This window comes from Sphingobacterium sp. MYb388, assembly GCF_037479535.1.
GTDB lineage: Bacteria > Bacteroidota > Bacteroidia > Sphingobacteriales > Sphingobacteriaceae > Sphingobacterium > Sphingobacterium anhuiense.
The window spans coordinates 399,486-423,451 of sequence record NZ_JBBGYV010000003.1; the positions used below are offsets into that span (position 1 = coordinate 399,486).

Genomic DNA, 23,966 nt, shown 5'->3' on the forward strand with positions numbered 1-23,966 from the left:
TGATTTGTTTACAATTGTGTTGCGGTATACGTTACCGTTGTGGTATAAACCTCTAAAGGTAAAGAAATTAATGAACTTGGATCTGCTATAGTATAGCTGATATTATAAACTGCATTTATTTCTGCATTGGCCGCCGATATAAATTCTTGATCAACCTGTGTTAGTGCCGTTATGGGGGTCAGAGTTCCTCCATGTAGGGTTGCGGCATCAACGCTTATGCCCACTATGCCCAGCGCAGGAAGATTTGTGGTATTAGTTGAGTTTGAAGAGGTAAATAGCCCGTCGGCACTTACTGCTAAATCATAAGGTTTATTACTGATCACCGTGAGATGTCCCGGTTTTGTAACTGTTTTGGAAGCCGTATATTCTGCTGCTGTTCCATAAACAAAGTTGACCGTTGGTGCTGCATCTAAAGCAATGGACAGGACGGCTGCCTGCAAATCAATGTTGACCGTTACAGGGGCAGTACTAACTGATACTTGAGCTTTGGCTTGTTGTCCTAGACATAGCGCGACCAGGGCAAATAAAGATAATATTAGGTTCTTTTTCATAATTCTCATAATTATTATATGCTTAACACTGATTAAAATTAGTGATTATGAGAGGTATATCCAATGTAATGAAGTCACATAATGATGTTATAAAGAACGTGATACTGTTAGGTCGTTGGAGCGTGAGTAGGTTGGAAAGTTCGGGTTCTGCTCCGTCACTTCGTGACTTGGCCACGCTAAACTATGCTATAGGTATCTTCTAATATTTTTTTAATTGTTGTTTTAATTCTTCCCATTCCTTGGTCTGTTGTGAGGTCTATTTCGCAAAATGTGCTATTAGTTGTTTTGGTATGCAGGACAAGATAATAAATACCGGCAACCAAGATACTTGAAATCGCTCTTAGATCTACTTGTTGATCTTTTAATTCCTGATCGGCTTTGGGAAAAAGTAAGGGGTAAATTTCCTCTCTGTTTGCTATCACGTGAGCCATGAGCTCTGTATTTTCACTAATCTGCCAGAGCACAACTTTTTGCATTTCTTCGTCGTTCGTGAAATGTTCAAGTTGCGTCAATAATAGATTTTCAAGAATGAGGCGTGTACTTGTTTCGGGAGCAGTAGTTAAGAGATTTATCGCACTTTCGTTAATGGTATCCCAATAGTTTTTACCTTTAATATAGGTTTCAATGAGATTGTTTACGGAACCAAAATAAACAGAGACGAGTTTTCTATCTACACCAGCTTCGGCTGTAATATTACTGACCGTTAATCCGGTATATCCTTTATTTTTTAGAACAATTCCAACAGCCTGAATCAGCTTATTCATCGTTCTACTTTTGTTGTTTTTTTCTCCTTGGTAAGTTTTTCTAGCCATTGAAATATCTTAGGTCCTCATCATATAGCTATGCAATATAAGTATTTTATCTGTACAAAAGTTAACCAATGGCTAATATTTTTTGGCTTAAAGCGTTTAAATTCTCGTAAAAGCGTCTGTTGGCATAAATAAGGCGGTTTATATGTGGCAACATGAATCTTGATATTTTTAAAAATTATTGTAATTCAATCAGAATTATCCTTTATTTGAGATAATTTCGATTGTCGACCCCGATCCATAAGCACAATAAATTCTTTTTACCGACCTGTTTTTTTAGTGATTGCTTATTTTATCCCGATCATCATGCTTTAAAAAAAATGCATTCGATTTTATTTTTGGATTATACTAACCTTATATCGGGTATACGTTGCTATTAGTTGAAAATTTCTTTTTTAAATTTTATACATCTTATAGCTGGGCAGAATATACTATTTAGTAATGTTAATTACTTTTTCCACATGCTGTTCACAAAATGGTTAATTGACCCCTAATTTTCATTTTTTTGAATACCGTTATTTTTGTTTTATAAAGGATGTTTATAAAATGTGGATAACATGTTAATATAAGTGGAAAAATTGTACGATACAGGTGATAAATAATTTTGAGAACCTTTAATTGTAAATGATAAATACCAAGATATCCACATATTGTGAGTAATAGTTGTTTTTGTGTGAATGAAATTGGATGTTGAATAGGTGTGGATTACTTTTTCCACATAATATGCACAATGTTCGATTTTAGTGTTATTTGCGCATATTTTTGACGAATTCAAATTTTTCAGTAATTAAATATCGCTAATGTGTGGATAACATGTTGATAAATCAATAAATTAAAGTTTGGTGTTCGGTGTAAATAGTTTGAATCTCGTCTTTTATCTGCGCTTTATGTTCATAAGTGCATATCTTGTTGATAGAAATTGAATTTTTGTTAATTAACATTATTGAGCTAACAATGTTAATTACTTTCTCCACATATTGTCAGTAAAACTGTGGAAAGCGGTTTTTTGAGGTTGTTTTAGTGCAAATTTCCATTTTGTCTTTCTGTGTTGTTAACAAAATGTGGAAAACGTGTTGAAATGTGTGAATAAGTGTTTCGAAGGAGACTGTATACTTGTTTAAATGTTAGAAACTTATGTGGTGAGTAGGTTTTAACAATTTACTACGTCGCTGGATTATTGTGTCACTTGCTAAGAGGTTAGCAAGTTAAGATGTTAGTAGTTGAGAAGGTAAGTGAGTTGGAAAGAAACCGTAGATAAGAAAATATACGGTTTCTTTTAAAGAGCTTTATCCGTGGGCTTCTTCTATTTTTAGATGGCCACTGATTGCAATTCTGTTCCAGGCATTAATCACTACAACTGCCATGATGATTTGAGCAATCTGATTATCGGAAAAGAACTTTAAAGCTTTGTCGTAGGTTTCGTCAGTTAATCCGTTTTTATGGATTAGTGTTACTTCTTCTGTAATTTTTAGCACTACCTTTTCCTCTTTGGTAAAAATATCATGTGTTTCATGCCATGCACTTAGCAGAAAAATACGTTGGTTTGTTTCTCCGTTTTTCAACGCATCCTTGGTGTGCATATCGATGCAATAAGCACATCCATTAATTTGAGAAGCACGAATTTTAATAAGCTCTTTTAGCGATTTTGAAATCGGAGCTTGAGAGATATACGTTTCAAGGCCCATCATTGCCTTTAATGCATTGGGTTCTACCGAACCGATATTAATACGATTTTGCATAGTTTTATTTTTTAATATTTATTGTTAACAGTACAAAAATGGGTATTGTAAAATTTTAAAAAGTTAAACTGGTTTAAGAAACACTTTTCTTCCGGATTTCACTTAAATATTCTGGCGTAAAACCAAGAAAAGAGGCAATAAGATATTGAGGTACTCTTTGTACAAATTCAGGGTGTTTATGCGCCAAACTTAAATAAAACTCCTCTTTAGATAATGAAAAAAGATAGTGTACGCGCAACTGTGCGGCGGCATATGCTCTTTGATAGATAAATCGAAAATAGCGTTCCATAACCGGAAATGCAGCTAAAAGTTTTTCTTGACTTTCCTGATCTATATATAGCACTTGCGTTTTTTCTACTGCTTGAATGTAACAGGACGTCGTTTGTTTATGCTCATAAGCAATATTATCGGTGAGCCACCAGGTTTCGATAGCAAATTCTGTTGTTTGTTCGGTACCTTTTTCATTGATAAAGAATTTACGGAGTAAACCATGAACAACAAAATAATGATGCTTGCAAACTTGTCCTTCCTGCAGTAAATTTTCTTTTTTGGCGACCTGTTTTGTGTTAAAATACTTCAATATTTCATGAAACGTCTCATCATCAATCGTGACGAATTTTTCTAAATGTTTTCTGAATAACTCCGACATGGTATGCTTATAGATTTTATATCTAAAGTTAGGAATTTAAATATGTACTCTTGCTCCCCGATAGAAGTGAATATATTATGATGTTTAACGCTAGTGGTTCTTTTAATAATCATGAAAATGTTAAACTCATTTGCGTGTTTATTGAGGAAGTTACAGCTATTCTATGGTAGGTATGTTTCTGGACAAGATGAATATTGATTGACCGTACCATACTCTGAAAGTTAGCAAATTTAATAATTGGTTACGATGAATAGCTATGGATAAGCTGGAATATATAAGGACGGCAGTTTAAAAAAGTAAAACAAACGGGACTGATCACAGTTTCAAAATAATACTGCTATAAATAGACGCTATATTGTCAAAATAAATTATCTTTAAGATCTTAAATGTTATTTTTCCTTAAACCGTTGATTCCTTAATTGTTTACCATGTTAAAAAAGATTATTAAACATAAATCGAATACATTATTACGCACAATATATTGCTGTTCTTTTCTTTCGATTTTTATGCTAAAAGGTTTTTCTCAGACCCAAGGCCCCAAAGAGTATGTGGATTATGTCAATCCTTATATGGGAAACATCAGTCATTTATTGGTACCGACTTACCCGACCGTTCATCTACCAAATAGTATGTTGCGGGTTTATCCTGAGCGAGCGGACTTCACTTCAGATCGCTTATTTGGTCTTCCGCTTATTGTTACGAGTCACCGTGGAAAATCGGCTTTTAACTTGAGTCCGATGATAAAATTACCATCCGATCTGAAACCTGTGCAACTGTACAGTTATGATCAGGAAGAAATAAATCCCTATTCTTATACGGTACAGCTGGATCAGGAGGATATCAAAGTAGATTATGCGGTATCACATCAGTCGGGTATGTACACCTTTACTTTTCCTAACAAATCAAATAAGTATCTGCAGTTCAATTCACATGAAGGAAAATTGCAGTGGGATGGTCAGGGGCTTTCCGGTTCCCAGGATATCGGTAACGGTACCCGTGTCTATATCTATGCTGTGCCTGAATCAAAACCAGTAGCGGTTAGTGGTTTGAAAGGCTCGAAATTGGAAAAAAGTACTGAAGTTGCAGGTAAAAATGCCTGTATCGTATTGCAATTTGACCAATCTGGATCAGCCTTACGGATGAAGTACGGTATTTCTTTTATCGACGTTGCACAGGCAAAAGCCAATCTGAAACGTGAGATTACGGATTTTAACCAAGAGAAATTAGCCGCCAATGGACGAAAGATCTGGAATGAGGCTTTAGGGAAAATTGCTGTAGAAGGTGAAAATGAATCGGATAAAAAAGTGTTTTATACCTCTTTATATAGAACTTATGAGCGTCCTGTTAATATTTCTGAGGATAATCGCTACTACAGTGCATTTGACGGAAAAGTACATGATGATCAAGGGAAAGCATTTTTTACAGATGATTGGATATGGGACTCGTACAGGGCGCATCATCCGCTTCGGGTATTGCTCGATTCGGATAATGAAGCCTTGATTTTGAATTCCTTCGTTCGGATGTCTGAACAGATGAAGGAACCATGGTTACCGACTTTCCCTGAAATAACCGGTGATAGCAGACGCATGAATTCCAATCATGGCGTGGCCACATTGCTAGATGCTTACCGAAAAGGAATACGTAATTTCGATATTAAGAAAGCTTATCTGGCGGCGAAAGGTGCTATAACTGAAAAGACTTTAGCACCATGGTCAGGTAAACCTGCCGGAAAATTGGATGCTTTTTTTAAGGAAAATGGCTATATACCGGCACTGTATCCTAATGAGAAAGAGACAATACCTGAGGTGAACAGTTTTGAAAAAAGACAACCTGTGGCAGTTACTCTGGGTACTTCCTATGATCTTTGGTGTTTGGCTCAATTAGCCAACGAGCTTGGTATGAAAGCGGATTATGAACTGTTTATGAAACAGTCATTCAACTATAGGAATCTATTCAATGAGCAAACTAAATTTTTCCATCCAAAGGACGATAAAGGTAAATTTATTATGCCTTTTGATTATGTGTTTTCAGGAGGACAGGGGGCGCGTGAATACTATGGCGAAAATAATGCCTGGATATACCGCTGGGATGTACAGCATAATATTCCGGATCTTATCAAATTGATGGGTGGTAATGAACTGTTTATTCAATATTTAGACGATATGTTCCAGCAACCTTTGGGGAGATCTAAATTTGATTTTTATGCGCAGCTTCCTGACCATACCGGAAATGTAGGACAATTCTCTATGGCCAATGAACCTTCGCTCCATATTCCATATCTATACAACTATGCGGGACAGCCTTGGATGACACAAAAACGAATTCACAAATTGGTGGGAGAATGGTTTAGAAACGACTTGATGGGAGTATCTGGAGATGAGGACGGAGGCGGTATGTCAGCGTTTGTTGTTTTTTCACAGATGGGATTCTATCCGGTAACTCCTGGACTTACTTCTTATAGCATAGGTTCTCCATTCTTCTCAAAAGCGAGTATACAACTTCCTAATGGCAAGTCTTTTGTTATTATCGGAAAAAATGCTTCGGAAAAAAATAAATATATTCAGTCGGCCAAATTGAATGGCCAACCTTTGAATACAGCACAATTAGATCATGCGGATATTCTTAAAGGGGGGATACTTGAATTTGTTATGGGTGATAAAGCCAATAAAAACTGGGGTAACTAAATCATCACATTTAAATATTTTCTGCATACAATTAGTACAAGAAAGCGTGGTCATTTGTGCAGTGCTTTTCTGGTACTAATTGTATCTAACAAAAACTGCTTCCATCTTATTTCAGGCTGATATCTGATATTGGGGTGCTTGTCAAATTATATTTATACTCAGTATTAAATCTAATACTCTTAAAGCTAGCTGGAGCAGGTACTGGAGTATATTGCGGTTATTCTGCTGATATGACTATTTTCGTATAATAATCTAACCTTTTGGTATAAAATTCAAATCTGGTAAGTCCATATCGAGTAGATTTGTTTAACAATGCTCTATTCCGGTTTGATAGAGTCAGAATAATTTGGTTAAAACTAATTCAAAGAACATGGTTAAGCAGGTATTAATTTTTAAGAGTTCAATAAAAACAGTAGAGAGCAAAATTTTTTTGATGCAATTATTGCAATTGAATATGCCGGAAGTGTTTTCTCCTACAGTAGATCTTGACGATGAAGATTCGATTTTTCGAGTAGAAACAGCTGGCTGTTCTATTGACCAGTTAACCAATCTGTTGGACAGCCATAATATTCGAGTTGATTTATTGGAACGTTTTGATGTTGCCTAATCGAATGAACTCTTATAAAAGACCACTTGTATATTTTTGGAAAAAATCGTTGCGATAGATTTCTCCTATCGGTATCTCTGCATCGTCTATGTAAATGGTATGACTATCGAAAGAATCGATAAATGACATATTGATCAGGTAAGATTTACTTACCCGGATAAAGAGTTCGGAGTTCAGTTTTTGATGGATTGTTTTTAAGTTCATGGCTGTGATCAGTTTGTTGTTGCGAGTATAGATCACGACATAATCTTTTAGGGCTTCAATGAATTTGACTTCATCAAAGGTGATTTTATAATATTTTCGATCTGATTTTATCAGTATAGAATTGTCATTGCTGGCTTCAAATGTGTTTTTCTGTTCATGAAATGTCAACAGTTTTTGGTAAGCGATTGCTTTCGTTATCGCTTTTGCTAGTCGCTCCTTTTTGATCGGTTTTAAGAGATAGTCAATTGCGTCAAGTTCATACCCCTGCAATGCATACTGACTATATGCTGTCGTTAAAATCACTAATTTATCTGTAGGCAATGACTGTGCAAAATCAAGACCATTGATGGTCGGCATTTCAATATCCAGAAATAGCAGATCAACAGCATTATTTTTTAAAAATTCCATTGCCCCAATAGCGCTGGAAAATTCCCCTACAATCTCAAGGGCTGAAATTTCTTGTACCAGATTGCTCATTTCTTCACGAGCGAGAGGTTCATCATCAACTATAATACACTTCATATTGGGATCGTTAATTTTACGCTATATTCCGTTTCTTGAACAGTAATATTTAACTGATAATCATCTTGATATAACAATTCTAACCTACGTTTAGTATTGGTGAGGCCCAGCCCGCTATATTTTTTGTTAGGATTGAGGGCTAGTTTTGGATCTTTGGAATTGCGGCATTCAAAGTGAAGCTGCCCATCACTTGCCATAAAGGAAATATGAATAAAGGACGTTCCTTCTGTCGCACTTAAACTGTATTTTATAGCATTTTCGATAAAGGCCGTAAAAATATGCGGAGGTAAGAAAATATTTTTTTTAACGAGTTCAGGTTCGCATTGTATGGTCGTTTTCAAATGATCTCTTCTTATTTCTTCCAATTTTAGAAAATTGGTTATAAAGTTTATTTCTCCAGTTAAAAGTGTTTTATCGTTATCATTTTCGTAAAGCTGGTATCTTAAAAAATCCGATAGTTTGATAATGACTTCCGTTGCCATTTCAGGATCTTTCCGTATCAGTGCTTTGACATTATTCAACATATTAAACAAAAAGTGTGGCTGTATCTGGTTTCTTAGGGAAGTTAACTCAGATGTTAGGGCCAGGTTTTTGAGTTCAGATATTCTCTTATTGTCTTTGATCCAACGATTAAAAAGTTTCAGTGTTGTGGTTGTCAAAATAATGGGAATACTGACTAAGATCCCGTTGAAAAAATTCATGTTTTGCCGCTTATCAACTTTTAAATTTGCAGCCGTTATAACATGCATATAATTGGAAACATACATGACGATCAGTAAACTTCCAATAACCAATAAGATTAATAATATTATATAGATCTCATACCTTCCCTTGAAAAAAAAACGTGGTATCAGCAGATACATGTTGATGTAGAACATACATACAAAAACGATCCATACTGATAAATGTAGATAGGTTTTATATGGATCAGATAGCTCTGTCTTCATGTCTGAATTGAAAAAAAGCAAAAGGAGCCCCACTACAAATACGCTGTGGCGGAGGACCCTATATTTTTTTTCGGTCAAGTAACGTATGATTATTCCATTTTTAAAATCTTGCATCAGTTCTTAGTAATAATGTTACTGTATAGGAACAAAAGTAATTTTTTTTGAGCCTACTCTAATTTCTTTTATACCAAGAGTGCTTTTTTTTATACCAAAGTAATTGAAGTAGTATGGTGTGCGTTCTATATTATTCTAAGAAAGGATCTTTTGTATAAAATAAAGGGTGTTTCGTCTAAAATGTATTTTTCATATCCACATTTAGGATATTCTTGTACCGTTTTATCAACCATTTATCCATTGTTATATGTTAAAAAAGATTTTGCTCATATTTGGAATAGGCATTTACACTTTTGTTACCAAAGCCCAGACAAAAGACAGTATCCCAGACAAAGTCCGTGCTATTATTGCGGATAAATTTCCGGCGATCCGCGTACTGAATCTGGAGTACGAAATTGTTGGTGGGTTTAAATATGCTTCAAAGTATTTAAAGAATCCACTTCCTAAGGGAGAGGTTCAAAATATGAATCAAGCGAATGCCAGTATGAATGTCAACTTGATGAAGAGAAAAAATTGGACTTTAGGAACGCTTGTGGGTTATCGGCATCTTTCTGTAGAGCTGCTGCAACCTGATTTGAGTACACAGCAAATATATCAGGAGAAGCAAGATTATCACTATCACCATGAATCATTAAATTTTACTTACTACTCAAGATTATTTGGGAAAATGGCTATTTATAGCGCGAGTTTGATGACTGATGGAAGTGAGAAAGGCTTTGAACGTGTTCGTGGTATGCTGATGGGAAACTTGGTTCTAAAAGCTACCCGTGAGGTGCAGATGACCTTAGGTGTGGTCGGTTTATTGGACCCAAGTGCCCTTGTACCTGTGATACCTACTTTTACATATAAGAGACAGTATCAACAGGGCTGGGTGGTCGATGTCGTGTTGCCGAAAGCCGTTTATCTTCGTAAAACTATTTTGGGTAATGGACGTGCATCTTTTGGATCGGAGCTTGATAATAATACCTTCTATATCTATGATTTTGCTGGATTATCGAGCGTCCAGATCTTCAATCAGATGAATTTGAATTCAGGGCTGCTTTATGAACACAATCTGGGACGTTCTTTTATAGCTATGGTCAAAACCGGGATGAGAAATTCGTTAAGATCTCGAATATCAGAGAAAAACAAATCTCAGAATGATTTTATTTATGAAGCATCTACGGATCCATCTTTTTATTTTAATGCTGGTTTATCGTTTAATCCTTTTGCAAAAAAACGCGTTAATTAACGCGAATAATCCGTGAATGATATAAATGGAGCATCATATGCTGCCTTTTTAAATCAAAGAGCGCTATCGTTTATAATCTGAGGTAAGCTGCGACCTGTATGATATTATTTACAGTCTTATTATTTCTGCCTAGGCTATATTGATTCATGTAACCTGCTTCTATATCAAATTTTGGATTTACCCGCCATCCTAGTGCTAGGTAAGCTCTGTTTTGGTCAAATAACTTACCATTGGGGGCATTTTGAATATGTGCAAAAATTTCATTTTGCAGTGCAATGAAAGCACCATCAGTAAAACTAGTGGTTTCGGAAACAGGGACAATGGCACGGGTGAAATAGCGCAGTCTTTGGGCAAAATCGTAACGGTCCGTAACCAGCTCGTTTTGTTCAACAGCAGGTTGGCCCATAAAGCGCTGTTCTAATCTAAAACGGTGCTGCAGTGTGAAAGGTCGATTTAGAACGGTAAATTTTTGGTTTATAATAAATTGCTCCCATATGCGGTGTTCTGGTACCCAGCCATGGATAGCGATAATATTTCTTTGGTTCCCGATGTAGGCATACCCTAAAGTGGCAATCATATTGTTCTTGATATGATAATTCAATCCCGGTCGGATAATAAAGGATTGTATGTCTTTGAGTTGATCTGTACTTCGAGCTTGTCCATCAAAATGTATGCTGAACCTGGGATTTATTTTGTAAGTGAAAAATGCGGCACTCCAACCTGTAAATGTCTGCTGTGTCTGTGCTTTTAAAGGACCACTAAATATGATCAGGAAGATCATGCAACTCTGAAGAAGAAATAATTTAGATAGCATTATTATAAAAGTTTGAATTGGTTTATTAAGTTTAATATTTAAATATGTTAAGTATCCTTATCCTGAATGGAAAAATAAACAAATTTATTTTACATCCGATTGAAAACAATCACATTTAGATGAACTTTAACCGAGAATTTAGACACTTCTTTTTATAAGGCTTCTAGAAAAGATTCCATTTAACGCCTATTTGATATTGCGAAATACTCGTATTCCAGTTGTGGTATACACCGGTTTTTCTTTCTACATTTCGATATCGGAAATACAATTTTCCCAATTCTAATCCAAAAGTGTAACCCATTCGGGAACCTCTATTAAATGCCTCTTCTCCATTATTCAGTAGATATTTATCTTCATTCAATAGTTTATTGAATTCGAGGCCACCTAATAATGCAAAATTTGATGTCAGGTCTAACTTAAATAATACAGGGAAATCAAAGAACTGGAGGGCCTTGTTTCCTTTTGCAATACCGTTAACCTGATCCACAGTTTCAGAATTTGTTCTGACACGTGTTACATTATACGTGGGCTCTACTTGGATAGCCATGTTAGGTCTAAAATGATAACTTAGTATACCTCCGACTTGAAAACCTATCCGATTTGCTGAACGGAATGATAGTCCATCAGCATGAGATAAATTTCCACCTAATTTTATTCCTGCTCCAATTTGGGAAAAAACCTTCGCAGTAGGTACTAAAAGTATTAATAGAAGCACTAGTAAAGTTAATCGTATATTTTTACACATATACAAAAGTACCTTTTCTAGATAGCTCAGCTTACTGACTTTTGTAAAGATTTGGTCAATAAGTTGGGTTTTTAATAGGTTATTTTCATTTTTTACAGTTAATAAAACTACAGTAATACCAGTTTAGTCACATGGAAAAACAACTGGATGACTTTGGATAACTGTTGGCGCTTTAGGCATTAATTTACTTCCCTTATAATCAATATAGTCTTATTGATAGGTATCACTTTTGTCGATAGGAGACCAGATCATGTTTAAACTTTCCAATTATGTGCTCATCTTTATTTAATTTCAATAATTAGTATTGTTTATTTCTTTCGTATTAAATACATACTCTGACTATTGGAAGAATAGAATGCGAACCCATGGGGTGAAATATAAAATGTTGGTCTAAAATGTAGTGCTGAATAATTTGCTTCTAACACCGTATAAAATCGATTTTTGTAATCGTCAAATCTTTCTTTCTCTACAGCGATATGGGGCTCAAAAAAATTAAAATCACGATCTCCGATCTTTGTTTTAAAGAAAGCTTTCCCGCGCCAGTTTTTGACACTATATCCTGGACTTCCACCACCAATATGGTGGCTGTATTTTAATTTTTCCTCAGGGTGAAAATGTAAAAAAGTAACGTTTTCAGGTAAATAAGGATCTTGTTCGCCGGTCCAAAAAACATCGTCACGGTAACGGCCGGCATCTTCACTGCTATCAATGCTTCTGTATGCTGGTATTTCTTGCCATAGCATCTGCCATTGTTCATTCTGGTAAAAGAAAAACTGCATGTAATAATGATCATTTCTAGTTACATTTTTTAAAAACCAATATTTGCCATCTTTTTTCGCGCTTGCAATTTTTTGATTTATTTTTTCTCCAGTCCAACTCAAATCTTCATTTAAAACCTTAAAAGCATGTGTGGTGGTATCGCCATCTTGTGGCCAAGTGGTGTAATAGGCTTTTTCGTCATTGGTGAAAATGATGAAATCATCAATAAATTCTGGCCAATATTTATTTTGGGACAAGTGTAATGTATCTTCTGTAATTCCTTTACTATTTATTTTATAATAAAGCATATTACTTTGGGTCTCATCATTTTTTTCTGCATCGCAGGATACGATCAGTTGGTCATTCACAGATGGAAAGATGCGAATGGGGTTAGGTGAGCTGGAATGAGTGACTTCAGTTTCACAGAACAGTTTCACTTCGAAAATATCGGAATGATACTTTTCGTTAATTTCTTCAAAATTAGCATATGCCGCATCTAAGGGTTCGTTGTTCCGCTCTATAATTCCGTCGCAGGAAGTTAAACTGGATATGAAAAGGATCGTCGTGCTTAAAACTGAAGTGAAAAGGGTTGTTTTATTCATGTGATTTGATTTAATCATTATACCTGTCATTTAAAATGAAGCCAATGGTAGAAAAGAATTTTTTGGTTTTGTAAATTCGTTGTTCCCACTGTCGCAATTCACCCCTTATAATGTCGTTTTTGTAATCTGTTAATTTAAGCAAACCCTTGCATCTTTGTCATATCAATATAAACAATTTTGCAATATAAATAATTCATAAATCTTCAAAAACATGAAAAAGAATAAATTAATCTTTTGGATAGCTACAGCGATCCTTATTATCTGGGAGGGTATCATGCCTCTTGGTACGCTTTTATTTGCGCCACAGTATGTTAATGCTGGAACTAAACCGTTAGGATATCCAGACTACTTCGCTTATGCACTTATTATCTGCAAAGTGCTCGGAGTAATAGCCATTTCTTATCCTAAAACTCCAAGTAAATTGAAAGAGTGGGCCTATGCCGGATTAACATTTAACCTAATTTTTGCTTTTATTAGCCATGCAATGGTCGATAAAAATATTGGATTTATGCTGTTGCCACTTGTTATACTTGCTATACTTATTATTTCTTATGTATATGGCAACAAGGCATATGGTCTTGTAGTAAAGTGACAAATCTTATTACACGATATGTCAATAATAAGTGAGAACTGTATTTTCTTCAATAGTAGATAAGCCGATTCGAGTAATCGGCTTCATTATTATTGTCGGTTAATGCTTTTTGGGGAATTGAATATATTCGTTGCGATCTCTAAATCAGTTAGTTTTGTTCCTTTTTAAAAATAAAACAAACGTTAGACCAAGCATACCGTTATACTTATAGTACATAATAATGGTAGCATAAAAAAAGAAAAATAATAATGAACGAAGAATTAATTCAACTTTCACAAAAATTTCCGGCTTGGATATGGAATACTGCATTTATACTGTTTTCGTTTGCACTCGGGATCCTCATTAAGATTTTATTTATCCCGATTTTGCGTTATCAGGCGATTGCACAGTCATCTTATTCCCTCTTTCGGTCTTTTATACGTCGATTTAATAAGATTTTGAGTCTTTTTATTCCCTTGGTTGTTTTTAACAGTTTGTTACCTTTTACGCGTTTCAATACTGCCACATTGCATATTGTCGGTAAAATAAATGAAATCTTACTGATCAGCTTTTTTGCTGTTGTTCTGATTCAGGCCATAAAAGTTTTTGAAGATTATTTATATCATCGTTTTGATATCAATAAAGAGAATAACCTACGTGAAAGAAAAATTAGGACACAGATTGTTTTTATTCGAAAGGTCTTCATTACTATTATCATCGTTGTGTCTTTTGCCATTATTTTGTTAAGCTTCGAAAGTATGCAGAAGATAGGTGCAGGACTGCTGACGGGTGTCGGAGTTGGTGGTATAATCATTGGTTTTGCCGCTCAGAAATCTCTTGGAAATTTATTAGCAGGTTTTCAGATTGCTTTTACACAGCCCATTCGGATGGATGATGTGCTGGTCGTTGAGGGCGAGTGGGGTAAGGTCGAAGAAATCAATCTGACTTATGTCGTGGTTAATATCTGGGATAAGCGCCGTCTGGTGCTGCCGATTACCTATTTCATCGAAAAACCTTTTCAGAATTGGACGAGAACTACGGCAGAGATATTAGGAACTGTTTTTATTTATGTTGATTTCGCGATTCCTGTCCAACAATTACGAGAAAAATTAGACTCATTGCTTATGCATCATCCTTTGTGGGATGGTAAGGTCAATGTCCTGCAGGTCACTGATCTGAAAGAGCGAACGATGGAGATTCGTTGCTTAATGAGTTGCCGAAACTCGGGACAGGCTTTTGATCTTCGCTGCTATGTAAGAGAAGAGATGATGAGTTATATAAGGACAAATTTCCCAGATTGTCTTTCTAAATCGAGAATTGATTATGGCGCTGAAGTTAATAGAAGTGAACTAAGAGGAATGTAGCAGTTTCATTTTCTAATCTATTCTCTTTCGTGTAAGTAGACTATGGATAATTCTGAAAAATGAAGTTATCAAGGGGCAATAAACGATCGTTTATTGCTCTTATTTATTTTAAATTTAATGGACTCATAAAAATCCAACTAGGATTTTTCATTCTTAAATGAAAGAAATGTGTTTTGCATTTTCTTGCATTATTATGATGTAGGTAGATGTGTTTATTATTGAAATACAACTTTTTTTGAAATTATATGCATTTTATTGCGTATTTTGATTTAAATTGTTACTCTTGCTGTAAGTTATAATCACTGAATAAACCAATGGTATCACCTCAATTTTTAAGAATTGTATTAATAGGAATACTTATTTTAACTGGTATAACGCTCTACTCACAGGTTAATGATAAATACATTACTGGAAAAGTGGTCGATCGTAATATGTCACCAATACCGTTAGCGACGGTAAGCTTACATGACCGGAACGATAAGCTCATTTTAAGCACCTCGACTGATAGTGTCGGACAATTTAATTTAAGATTTGGAGTAAAGGGGAAATATTTTGTTAAAGTGAGCCATGTTGGCGACAAAGATTATCAATCTGCAATTTTTGAATTAATTGATGTTAATTTAGGAACTTTAAAGCTTCTGCCATTGGAGAATATCCTGGAGGAAGCCACTGTTGAAGGTAGGAAAAAAACGGTTCAGGTTGAAAGTGGAACACTTATTTATAATGTCGAAAATACACTGGGTGGACAGGATGTTTCTGTTTTGGAAGCACTGAAAAGAGCTCCCGGAGTATTTGTGGAAAATGAAAGCGATATTACACTCAATGGAAAAAGTGGTGTACAGATTTTATTGGATGGTCGACAGACGTTTCTTTCAGGAAAAGAACTGACAGATCTTTTAAAATCTCTATCTTCCAACAACCTCAAATCTATTGAAATTATCAATAGTCCAACGGCAAAGTATGAGGCAACTGGAGCTGCAGGAATCATCAATATCAAAACTAAAAAAAATCAGGTAAGAGGGTTAAATGGTAATGTCAGCTCTGCTGTTGCTTATGGTATCAGTGCAAAACAACTTCAGAACGCGGCGCTTAATTATCGGGTGGATAAATTAAATATATTCGCGAACTATAGTCATACATTGGGTAATTATCATTACCTGTATGGTACAAGCAGGCAACAAAATGGTAAAGCTTACAATAGCCATACCAAGGATTTTGACAAACGCCAGAAGATGTCCAGTCAGGTTGGAATCGATTATTATCTGAATGATAAAAATACAATCGGTTTTCTGGCTAATGGTAATTTTATTTTTGGTGGAGGTATCACCGATACCAGAACGGAAATTAGCACGTTGCCATCCTTATTAATGGAAGAGTCGCTGGATGCGATTAACGATTATTATAGCCAGCGCACAGCCCGATATAATTTCAATTTCAACTACAAATATGAAGATTCGCTGGGACGAATTTTAAATATTGATGCTGACTATGGTTTTTTTGATAAATGGAATAAAAACCTACAATCTAATATTTACCGCGATCATCAGGAAAATATCCTTCAGGAAAATCTGTACCGTACGCTCAATGGGATAGATATTGATTTAAAGGGAATAAAGTTAGACTATGGGATGAACTTATGGCAGGGGAAATTGGAAACGGGTTTTAAGTATTCAAATGTAGGTTCCAAGAATAATGCTAGGTTTTTCCATGTTGATAAAGGCCCGGATAGCCTCGATAACAGACGCACCAATGATTTTCATTTTTACGAGCACACGACAAGTGCCTATATAGATTATAAAAGAACGTTAGGAAAATGGTCGCTACAGGGTGGAGTACGTATAGAGAATTCGAACTCTAAAGGAACGCTTTTTTATAACGAGAATGGGGCAGAACTAGATGATGATATCAAAAGAAATTTCACCAATTTATTCCCCTTTTTTTCTGCTACGAGACCGTTAGGGGAAAACCAAACTGTTTCTTTATCTTATGCCAAGCGTATTGAGAGACCAGCATATCAGGATCTGAATCCCTTTATTTATATGCTTGACGAATTATCTTTTTGGCAAGGAAACCCCTTTTTAAGTCCCTCATTAACCCACCGCTTGACTGTTCTTTATTCATTAAAAAGCGCAACGGTAGTTTCGTTTAATTTTGCTTATACTGATCAGCTTAACGCGAAGGTGACCGATACGCTGGACAATGATAAAATAGTTATGATCAGTAGAAATGTAGGAATACAAAAGCACTGGTCTTTATCCCTGACACAGAATTTTACACCTAAATCCTGGTGGGATCTTACTTTTAATGGTCTTCTATATTATATTCAAAATGATGTTTCTTTTGATCAGTATAGAAATCTGAACTTACAACAAGCGGCAGGACGTGTCAGTTTGGTGCAGTCCTTTCGTTTACCTTTTAAAATGAGAGCAGAAGTAACGGCGGTTTATAATTCAAATCGCCTGAGTGGAGCAAATACGATAAGCAGGGAGATCAGTCAGGTGGACGTTGCTTTTCAAAAAATCCTTTTAAACGATAAAGCAACAATTCGATTTGCTATTAATGATATCTATAAAGGCAACCAGAGTAAGTACACTCAAAATTTTCCTGGCTTTGTGTCTAACAGTTATGGGTATTACGAGTCGAGACAGGTACGGTTAAGTTTTAGCTACCGTTTTAGTAATGGAACAACGAAAGCGCAACGTGCGCGAAAATCAGCACTGGAGAACGAAAGTGGAAGAATACAATAGTATTTACTTTGAAGAAATCGCTATTTAGATTGAAAAATTTTTATGCCATCAAAGTAATTTCCATTTTGTAATCCAACCAGTAAAATCCTTTCATTATTTGAATCATTTAAACCAGTTCTTCTATTGGGATGTGGTATTTTTATTATTTAAAGGCATATATGTTCTGTTTAGAGATAGTTCCCTAGTGTCTTGTAATATGCTTTAACACATTTTTACACGATATGATAATCAATCTTTTTTGTTCTATGATGTTAAGTGGCCGTGCATGTAATGTGATTTAATATTCTGTTAACATGCTTCGTGTACATTTGCACAGCAACATCAATTAGTTACTTGAATATGAGGATTTCTGATAAAATTATATTTTTAATACTATTTATAGCACAGGCATTTATCGGTGACACCGCAAATGCACAGGTAGAATCATTTAAAGATATTCGGGTGTTAAGTCAAAACTATCCTGATTCTGCGATTACGCTAGTCAAAAAGCGGTATGCTGAGGCCGTTGGTGATAAAGACTTGTTATTACAAGCTAATTGTTTACAGGCAATAGGGTGGTTATGTGTTAATCAAGGGCATTATGGACAGGCGCAAGATTATTATTTCCAAGCGGACCGTATCTACACCCAGTTAAATGCGAAACAATTACTCGCATCTAATTGGAGTGATATAGGCGAACTCAATATTTTTAATAAACAGCATGATCTAGCTAAAAATTACTTTAATAAAGCGCTCCATTCTTTCAGAGCTGAGAAAGATAAAAATGGTGAAGCTGGTGTATTGGGCAATATTGGTCATCTATTTGAAAAGGTTGCTGATTATGATTCGGCATTCGTATACCAAATGCGGGCCTTAGCGATTTATAACGAAGAAGGAAATAAAAATGGCGAAGCTAAGATTCATGAGAATCTGGGTAGTATTTATGAAGATTTGGAACAGTATGATCGGGCATTTGATCATTTTGAAAAAGCACGTGACTTATATGATGAAACGCAAGACAACTACGGAAAGATTGTAGTGGTGAATAATATGGGTGATATTTTCAGGAAGACCGGCAAGTTTTCGGAAAGCATAAAATTAACAAAGTGGGCTTTTGATATGGCAGAGAAATTGGGAGATGTGTATCAGATGTCGGCAACGACTAAAGATCTAAGCAAAACATATGCATTAAGCGGTCAAATGGATAGTGCTTATGTTTATGCAGAGCGAAGTCGGAAGCTTGTGCTGGAGTTATATAGTGTAGATGGGGCTAGGCATACTGCTTTTTTTCAGGCACTTTATGATATGAATCAAAAAACAGAAGAAATTGAACAATTGCAGGTCACTAAAAAGATCAACTCCATTTTATTGCTGGGAACTATTGTTTTTTTGATCTTGTTAATTATTTTATCGTATGTGCTGTATAGCCGTCAAAAAATAAAGATCAATAATCAGATGACCGAGTCGCGAAAGCAAGAAGCGGAAAGGGAATTAGCAGAAATTGCACTTAAAAATCAGTTGCTCGAAGATAAACAGCTTAAGCAGGAACTGACGCTCAAAGAGAAGGAATTGACGTCGCATACTTTGAATTTAATCCGTAATAACCAATTTTTGGAACAGCTCCGAGATGAGTTAAAAGTAATGGTTAAGGATGAACGACGGGATCAAAAAAAGCAAATGCACGATCTGGTTTTGCAGATCAATGAAAATATTACACAGGGTATTCATTGGAAAGAATTTATGGTGACTTTTGAAAGAGTACATCATAGTTTTTTTGAAAAACTAGTACAACGGTTTTCAGATTTAACTGCCGCCGATATGCGCTTGATTGCATTGCTTAAAATAAATTTGAACAACACGGATATTGCTGTGCTTTTGGGGATATCACAAGATAGCCTTCGTGTGGCTAGACATCGCCTGAGAAAAAAGTTAAAATTGGAACAAGGTGAAGATCTTACAGGTTACCTACTCAGTATTTCATAATTCCTTAACATAACGATAACGGAATGGTAATGGCGTTTATTTTTCTATTAATCGATTGATTAATAGTTTGTTGATTGATTTTGTTTCCTTGTTGTATAGTCCGTAAATCTCTTTGTTTCCTTGTTGTAACGCTTGCTATTTTGTGAAACTGAAATTGGATGTCATATTTGCTCAACGATCAAAGATTCATATATAATCTAAGCAAAATGAAAAATTTTTTAACGGTATTACTTGCCTCCAGCATTTCGGTCAGTGCAGCATATGCAACCAAAATCAAAGGTAAAGTATTGGATGGTCAAACCGGTGAAGCCATAACTGGAGCCACTGTTTTTTTGGAACAAAGCGGACTATCTACCAAAACACAATTGGATGGTTCATTTGAATTAAAGGGATTGTCCGCAGGAAAGGTCAAAGTACATATTAGACATATGGCCTATGCCGAATTTACCCAGGAAATCGAAATTAAAAAAGAAGATACTCCCCATTTTATTTTTCAACTTACTTCTACAGATCAAAAATTGATGGAGGTAACGATCAAAGGACAGCGAAACGGCGGTGATGATGATCCCAGTGCGAGACGGATGGAAAAGAACGCATCGCAGATCATGAATGTTGTTTCGGCTAGAGCTATTGAGATTTCTCCAGATATCACGGTCGCAAACGTTGTGCAACGCGTATCGGGGGTTTCTATAGAACGGAATTCTAATGGAGAAGGGCAGTATGCCATTTTAAGAGGTATGGATAAGCGTTATAACACAACCTTGGTCAATGGTGTAAAAGTACCAAGCCCAGATAATAAGTATCGCTACGTACCATTGGATTTGTTTCCTTCAGATATGTTAGAACGTCTGGAAGTATACAAATCGCTTACACCAAATATGGAGGCAGATGCTGTTGGCGGTGTTGTGAATATGGTTATGAAAGCTGCGCCAAGCAAATTATTACTACAAGCTAATTTGGCGACGGGATATAGTCAACGTTATTTTAATCAGGACTTCGGAAGTTTCGCTGCAGGTGGAACTTCATCCAAATCACCTTATGAACTTCATGGTAAAAATTACAATGCGACTGCAGCAGATTTTAATAAAGGGGTATTAGACTATACCTATAAAAAACCTTCGCCAGATGTCGTTGGTAATTTAACTTTCGGGAACCGCTATCTGGATGATAAGCTGGGTATAATCTTGGGGGCAAGTTATCAAAATCTGTACCGCGGAAGCCGCTCTATTTTTTATAAATCTGCTGTGGTCGGCGTAAATCCGAATGCAGTTATTACTGAGCAACAAGATCGTCAGTATGATGAACAGCAGCAACGCTTAGGTCTACATAATAAAATCGACTATCGTTTTAATCCCAATCATCGTTTGAGCTTCTATCAAATGTATGTGAATCTGAATAATACGCAACTTCGTGATGCGGTCAATACCATCTATAATGGGCAATATGATCCTAATATTGGAAAGGCAGAATTGACCTATGTAACGCGAAGTCGAAAGACACAGCAACAGATCTATAACGGAACTTTGCAGGGTGATCATCGTTTTATGGATAATAAATTGAATGTAAGGTGGTCGGGTGCGCTGTCATCTGCTAGTAATCAATTGCCTCAAAATACCACGATAAGTTTAGACGGTATTCAAGAGAATTTTGAATGTAAGCGCACTTCTCTTGTTAATAAATCACCTGTTACCTACCGTTGGGAACGGAATACTGACAATGATTATGCGGGATACTGGGATGTGGCTTATAAAGTACCCATGACAGATGGTAAATTGGAGTTGTCTACAGGGGGGGTATACCGTGATAAACAACGGAGTAGTTTCTATAACAATTACAACCTTTCTCCTGCATCTGCGGAAGAGGCAAAGTATAAATATGGTGTAGATTTTCAAAATTATACGGAACTGAATTTGACCGTGACCAATCCCACCGGTGCCGTTGCTAATCCCTTGACTTATGATGCCAATGAGAAAACTACAGCAGTGTACGGGATGTTCAATTATGAAAGTGACAAACTCCAAATGATCGGAGGGGTCCGTATGGAACATACCAATCAAGATTATAAATTACTGTTTCCTGCAGGGGAAAAGAGACCAGAAGGATCTCAAGTCTATACGGAATGGTTGCCAAGTTTGACCGTCAAGTATCATTTGAATGAGAAACAGCAACTTCATGCCGCATATTATCGCGCATTGAATCGTCCCGGTTTTTATGAAATCGTTCCTTCCAGTGTGGTTAACGAGGAGTTTCTGGAAAGAGGAAATCCAGATCTGAAACATGCACTTGCTGATAATTTTGATTTACGTTATGAATTGTTTCCTGAGGCTTCGTCACAATTTTTTGTTGGCATGTTCTACAAAAAGATTAAAAACCCGATCGAGTATACGTTTCAGCCAGATGAAGTCCGCAAGCAGGATGTGTATTACACACCGGGTAATTTTGGTAATGCAAATAATTTTGGAATCGAAGTGGATTACATCAAGTACATCCAAAAGTTCGGGATAAAAGCGAATTATACCTATACACACTCGCGTATTACTACCGCGAAAATGTCACGTAGAATAAACGAAACGACACAAGATCCAGAACCTATTATTGTTGACCAAACACGTCCATTATACGGGCAGGCGGCACATATAGCCAATCTATCTTTACTGTATAAGGATGCGAATAAAGGCTGGGAGGGACAATTGGCTGGTTCTTACACTGGTGATCGCATCAATACCGTATCGCAGTTTTTGAATGATGATCTATGGCAAAAAGGATTTGTGCAGCTGGATGCTTCTATTGAAAAGAAATTTAAGGCGGGTTGGGCTATTTTTGCCAAAGCCAACAATATTTTGAATACTCCGATGGAACTGTATGTAAAGGGAGTGAATCCTGAAAATGAAAAGATTGCGGAGAAGCTAACGGAAGGTCGTAATACGCTTATCAGAAAAGATCTTTACGGTCAAAATTATATCCTTGGTTTGCGTTACTCATTTAATAAATAATCGGATAGCATCAATATTTTATTTAACAATCTTGACCTAATCGTGGTTAGAAAACAAATCAATTATGACAATTAAACAATTTGTTACAATGAAAAATAACATGATTTTATCGTGTCTAGCATGTTTTTTTCTAATGCTAACGGCATGTGAAAAAGCGAATATTGACGTCGATACGAGCGAGGCTGATGGCAGTGCGATCGGCGAAGTATCCGGAGTATGGAGTAAAGGCAGTGTGCAACATATAAAAGGAGATATTATTATCCCCGAAGGCAAAACATTGACCATCGAAGAGGGGGTTACAGTTTTGATGGATACAGAGAATAAACCCGAAATTGTGGTCTTGGGCAATTTGTATGCACTCGGAACAGATGATAATCCAATCAGGTTTACCGTAGAAGAACAGTATAAAACTAAAACCAATGAATTTGGAAAACTTTGGGGTGGAATTTTAGCGGCTCCGAGTTGTCAAGAGCTGGTTTTAGATCATACCGTTCTGGAATATGGCGGTGCGATTACCTCAGATGCTTCAACTTCTGTGAAGATGGGTTTGTATAAGAAAGTATCGGGAGAGGCACTACCTGCGCTTTGGTTTTCCAATGCTGACGGGAAATTAGTGGTCCAGAATAGTACGATCAGTCATTTTCATGAAGACTGTACATATATTGAAGGTGGGAAAATTATCTTTGCTAATAATCGCTTTTTCTCAAATGGTGTGACAGGTGGTGAAGCGATGAACTTTAAATCTGGTTCTATTGCCGATGTCGCCTACAATCTGGTTTACAGTGTGAATACAAATGCTTTAAAGCTGTCCAATTCGGGTGACAAGACTCCCCAGGCATACATTATGGTGTATAATAATACAATGCTTAATACGGGATGGCGCAGACCTACTGCCAAAGGTGGTTCAATATGGATAGAGGCATCTGTAAGAGTGGAGATCTACAATAACCTTTTTGCCAATACCCGATTTGGCGTCAAGCGGGATCCTAAAAAACCGGAAGATAATCGTTCAATATTTAGCAATAACTGGTACTTTGGTCAAGATCAATTAACTGTAGATCAGTTTCAGGTTGGAAAGAATGATATTGTAGCAGGATCAAATGATGTTAGAGGTAAACTAGCGGGAGAGAACAATCCGAAATTTGTAACTTATCCTTTGGAGACTTCGGTTAATAACTATGTGTTTGATTCGGCTTGGGACTTTAACCTTCAAGGGAATTCTCCAGCCCTAAAATCGGGAACTTTATCTTTTAAACCACATTTCATTACCGGATTGGTCATGTCAAATGGATTAACCTATAACTCACCTGCACCCGCAGTTTATGCAGGTGCTTTTGGAACAAAATTTTAAT

Annotated in this window: 19 protein-coding genes; 10 read left to right on the forward strand and 9 right to left on the reverse strand. The window is 36.1% G+C overall.

Annotation, left to right across the window (positions count from 1 at the left end; all coding sequences use genetic code 11):
* Window positions 1–8: 8 nt before the first annotated feature.
* Window positions 9–551, reverse strand: a complete 543-nt coding sequence (locus tag WH188_RS12185; RefSeq protein ID WP_339424062.1) for a hypothetical protein — start codon at window positions 549–551, stop codon at window positions 9–11.
* 47 nt (window positions 552–598) lie between these two features.
* Between WH188_RS12185 and WH188_RS12190 the strand changes: the two genes are divergently transcribed.
* A complete protein-coding gene (locus WH188_RS12190) occupies window positions 599–754 on the forward strand; it encodes a hypothetical protein (RefSeq protein ID WP_165905870.1) in 156 nt (51 codons plus the stop codon).
* Here the strand turns inward: WH188_RS12190 and WH188_RS12195 are convergent.
* The 3 genes from WH188_RS12195 to WH188_RS12205 form a co-directional block, all read right to left on the reverse strand.
* Window positions 728–1,363: a TetR/AcrR family transcriptional regulator gene (locus WH188_RS12195; protein ID WP_168127698.1), complete on the reverse strand. Its 636-nt coding sequence runs from the start codon at window positions 1,361–1,363 to the stop codon at window positions 728–730. The genes WH188_RS12190 and WH188_RS12195 overlap by 27 nt on opposite strands.
* Before the next feature lie 1,283 nt (window positions 1,364–2,646).
* A complete protein-coding gene (locus WH188_RS12200) occupies window positions 2,647–3,099 on the reverse strand; it encodes a carboxymuconolactone decarboxylase family protein (protein ID WP_132769572.1) in 453 nt (150 codons plus the stop codon).
* A 73-nt stretch (window positions 3,100–3,172) separates the two neighbouring features.
* Window positions 3,173–3,748, reverse strand: coding sequence for a Crp/Fnr family transcriptional regulator (locus WH188_RS12205; RefSeq protein ID WP_339424063.1), 576 nt, complete (start codon window positions 3,746–3,748; stop codon window positions 3,173–3,175).
* 428 nt (window positions 3,749–4,176) lie between these two features.
* Between WH188_RS12205 and WH188_RS12210 the strand changes: the two genes are divergently transcribed.
* On the forward strand, window positions 4,177–6,432 hold the full coding sequence (locus tag WH188_RS12210; RefSeq protein WP_339424064.1) for a GH92 family glycosyl hydrolase: 2,256 nt from the start codon (window positions 4,177–4,179) through the stop codon (window positions 6,430–6,432).
* Between the two features lie 433 nt (window positions 6,433–6,865).
* Window positions 6,866–7,039 carry a hypothetical protein gene (locus tag WH188_RS12215; protein WP_168127695.1) on the forward strand — a complete coding sequence of 58 codons (174 nt, stop codon included), beginning with the start codon at window positions 6,866–6,868 and terminating at the stop codon, window positions 7,037–7,039.
* A gap of 12 nt (window positions 7,040–7,051) precedes the next feature.
* Here WH188_RS12215 and WH188_RS12220 read toward each other — a convergent pair whose 3' ends face one another.
* The gene (locus WH188_RS12220; RefSeq protein WP_339424065.1) at window positions 7,052–7,765 is read right to left on the reverse strand and encodes a LytR/AlgR family response regulator transcription factor; all 714 of its coding nucleotides are present in this window, start codon (window positions 7,763–7,765) and stop codon (window positions 7,052–7,054) included.
* Window positions 7,762–8,712, reverse strand: a complete 951-nt coding sequence (locus tag WH188_RS12225; RefSeq protein ID WP_206368560.1) for a sensor histidine kinase — start codon at window positions 8,710–8,712, stop codon at window positions 7,762–7,764. The genes WH188_RS12220 and WH188_RS12225 overlap by 4 nt, the downstream gene beginning before the upstream one ends.
* A gap of 361 nt (window positions 8,713–9,073) precedes the next feature.
* On the opposite strand from WH188_RS12225, the gene WH188_RS12230 reads away from it, so the two are divergent.
* Window positions 9,074–10,057: a DUF6268 family outer membrane beta-barrel protein gene (locus tag WH188_RS12230; protein WP_339424066.1), complete on the forward strand. Its 984-nt coding sequence runs from the start codon at window positions 9,074–9,076 to the stop codon at window positions 10,055–10,057.
* 70 nt (window positions 10,058–10,127) lie between these two features.
* On the opposite strand, the gene WH188_RS12235 is transcribed toward WH188_RS12230, so the two are convergent.
* The 3 genes from WH188_RS12235 to WH188_RS12245 form a co-directional block, all read right to left on the reverse strand.
* Window positions 10,128–10,871, reverse strand: a complete 744-nt coding sequence (locus WH188_RS12235; protein ID WP_339424067.1) for a DUF2490 domain-containing protein — start codon at window positions 10,869–10,871, stop codon at window positions 10,128–10,130.
* A 163-nt stretch (window positions 10,872–11,034) separates the two neighbouring features.
* Window positions 11,035–11,616, reverse strand: a complete 582-nt coding sequence (locus WH188_RS12240; RefSeq protein ID WP_339424068.1) for an outer membrane beta-barrel protein — start codon at window positions 11,614–11,616, stop codon at window positions 11,035–11,037.
* 308 nt (window positions 11,617–11,924) lie between these two features.
* Complete coding sequence (locus tag WH188_RS12245; RefSeq protein ID WP_339424069.1) at window positions 11,925–12,977, reverse strand: hypothetical protein; 1,053 nt, start codon at window positions 12,975–12,977, stop codon at window positions 11,925–11,927.
* 211 nt (window positions 12,978–13,188) lie between these two features.
* On the opposite strand from WH188_RS12245, the gene WH188_RS12250 reads away from it, so the two are divergent.
* The 6 genes from WH188_RS12250 (at window position 13,189) to WH188_RS12275 (ending at window position 23,965) form a co-directional block, all read left to right on the forward strand.
* Entirely contained in the window at window positions 13,189–13,569 is a 381-nt protein-coding gene (locus WH188_RS12250) for a DoxX family protein (protein WP_339424070.1), read from the forward strand.
* Window positions 13,570–13,817: 248 nt separating this feature from the next.
* A complete protein-coding gene (locus WH188_RS12255; protein WP_339424071.1) occupies window positions 13,818–14,912 on the forward strand; it encodes a mechanosensitive ion channel family protein in 1,095 nt (364 codons plus the stop codon).
* Window positions 14,913–15,226: 314 nt separating this feature from the next.
* Window positions 15,227–17,659, forward strand: coding sequence for a TonB-dependent receptor (locus tag WH188_RS12260; protein WP_339424072.1), 2,433 nt, complete (start codon window positions 15,227–15,229; stop codon window positions 17,657–17,659).
* 339 nt (window positions 17,660–17,998) lie between these two features.
* Complete coding sequence (locus tag WH188_RS12265; protein ID WP_168127685.1) at window positions 17,999–19,621, forward strand: tetratricopeptide repeat protein; 1,623 nt, start codon at window positions 17,999–18,001, stop codon at window positions 19,619–19,621.
* A 206-nt stretch (window positions 19,622–19,827) separates the two neighbouring features.
* On the forward strand, window positions 19,828–22,614 hold the full coding sequence (locus tag WH188_RS12270) for a TonB-dependent receptor (protein WP_339424073.1): 2,787 nt from the start codon (window positions 19,828–19,830) through the stop codon (window positions 22,612–22,614).
* Window positions 22,615–22,702: 88 nt separating this feature from the next.
* Complete coding sequence (locus WH188_RS12275; RefSeq protein WP_132769527.1) at window positions 22,703–23,965, forward strand: right-handed parallel beta-helix repeat-containing protein; 1,263 nt, start codon at window positions 22,703–22,705, stop codon at window positions 23,963–23,965.
* Window position 23,966: the final 1 nt, after the last annotated feature.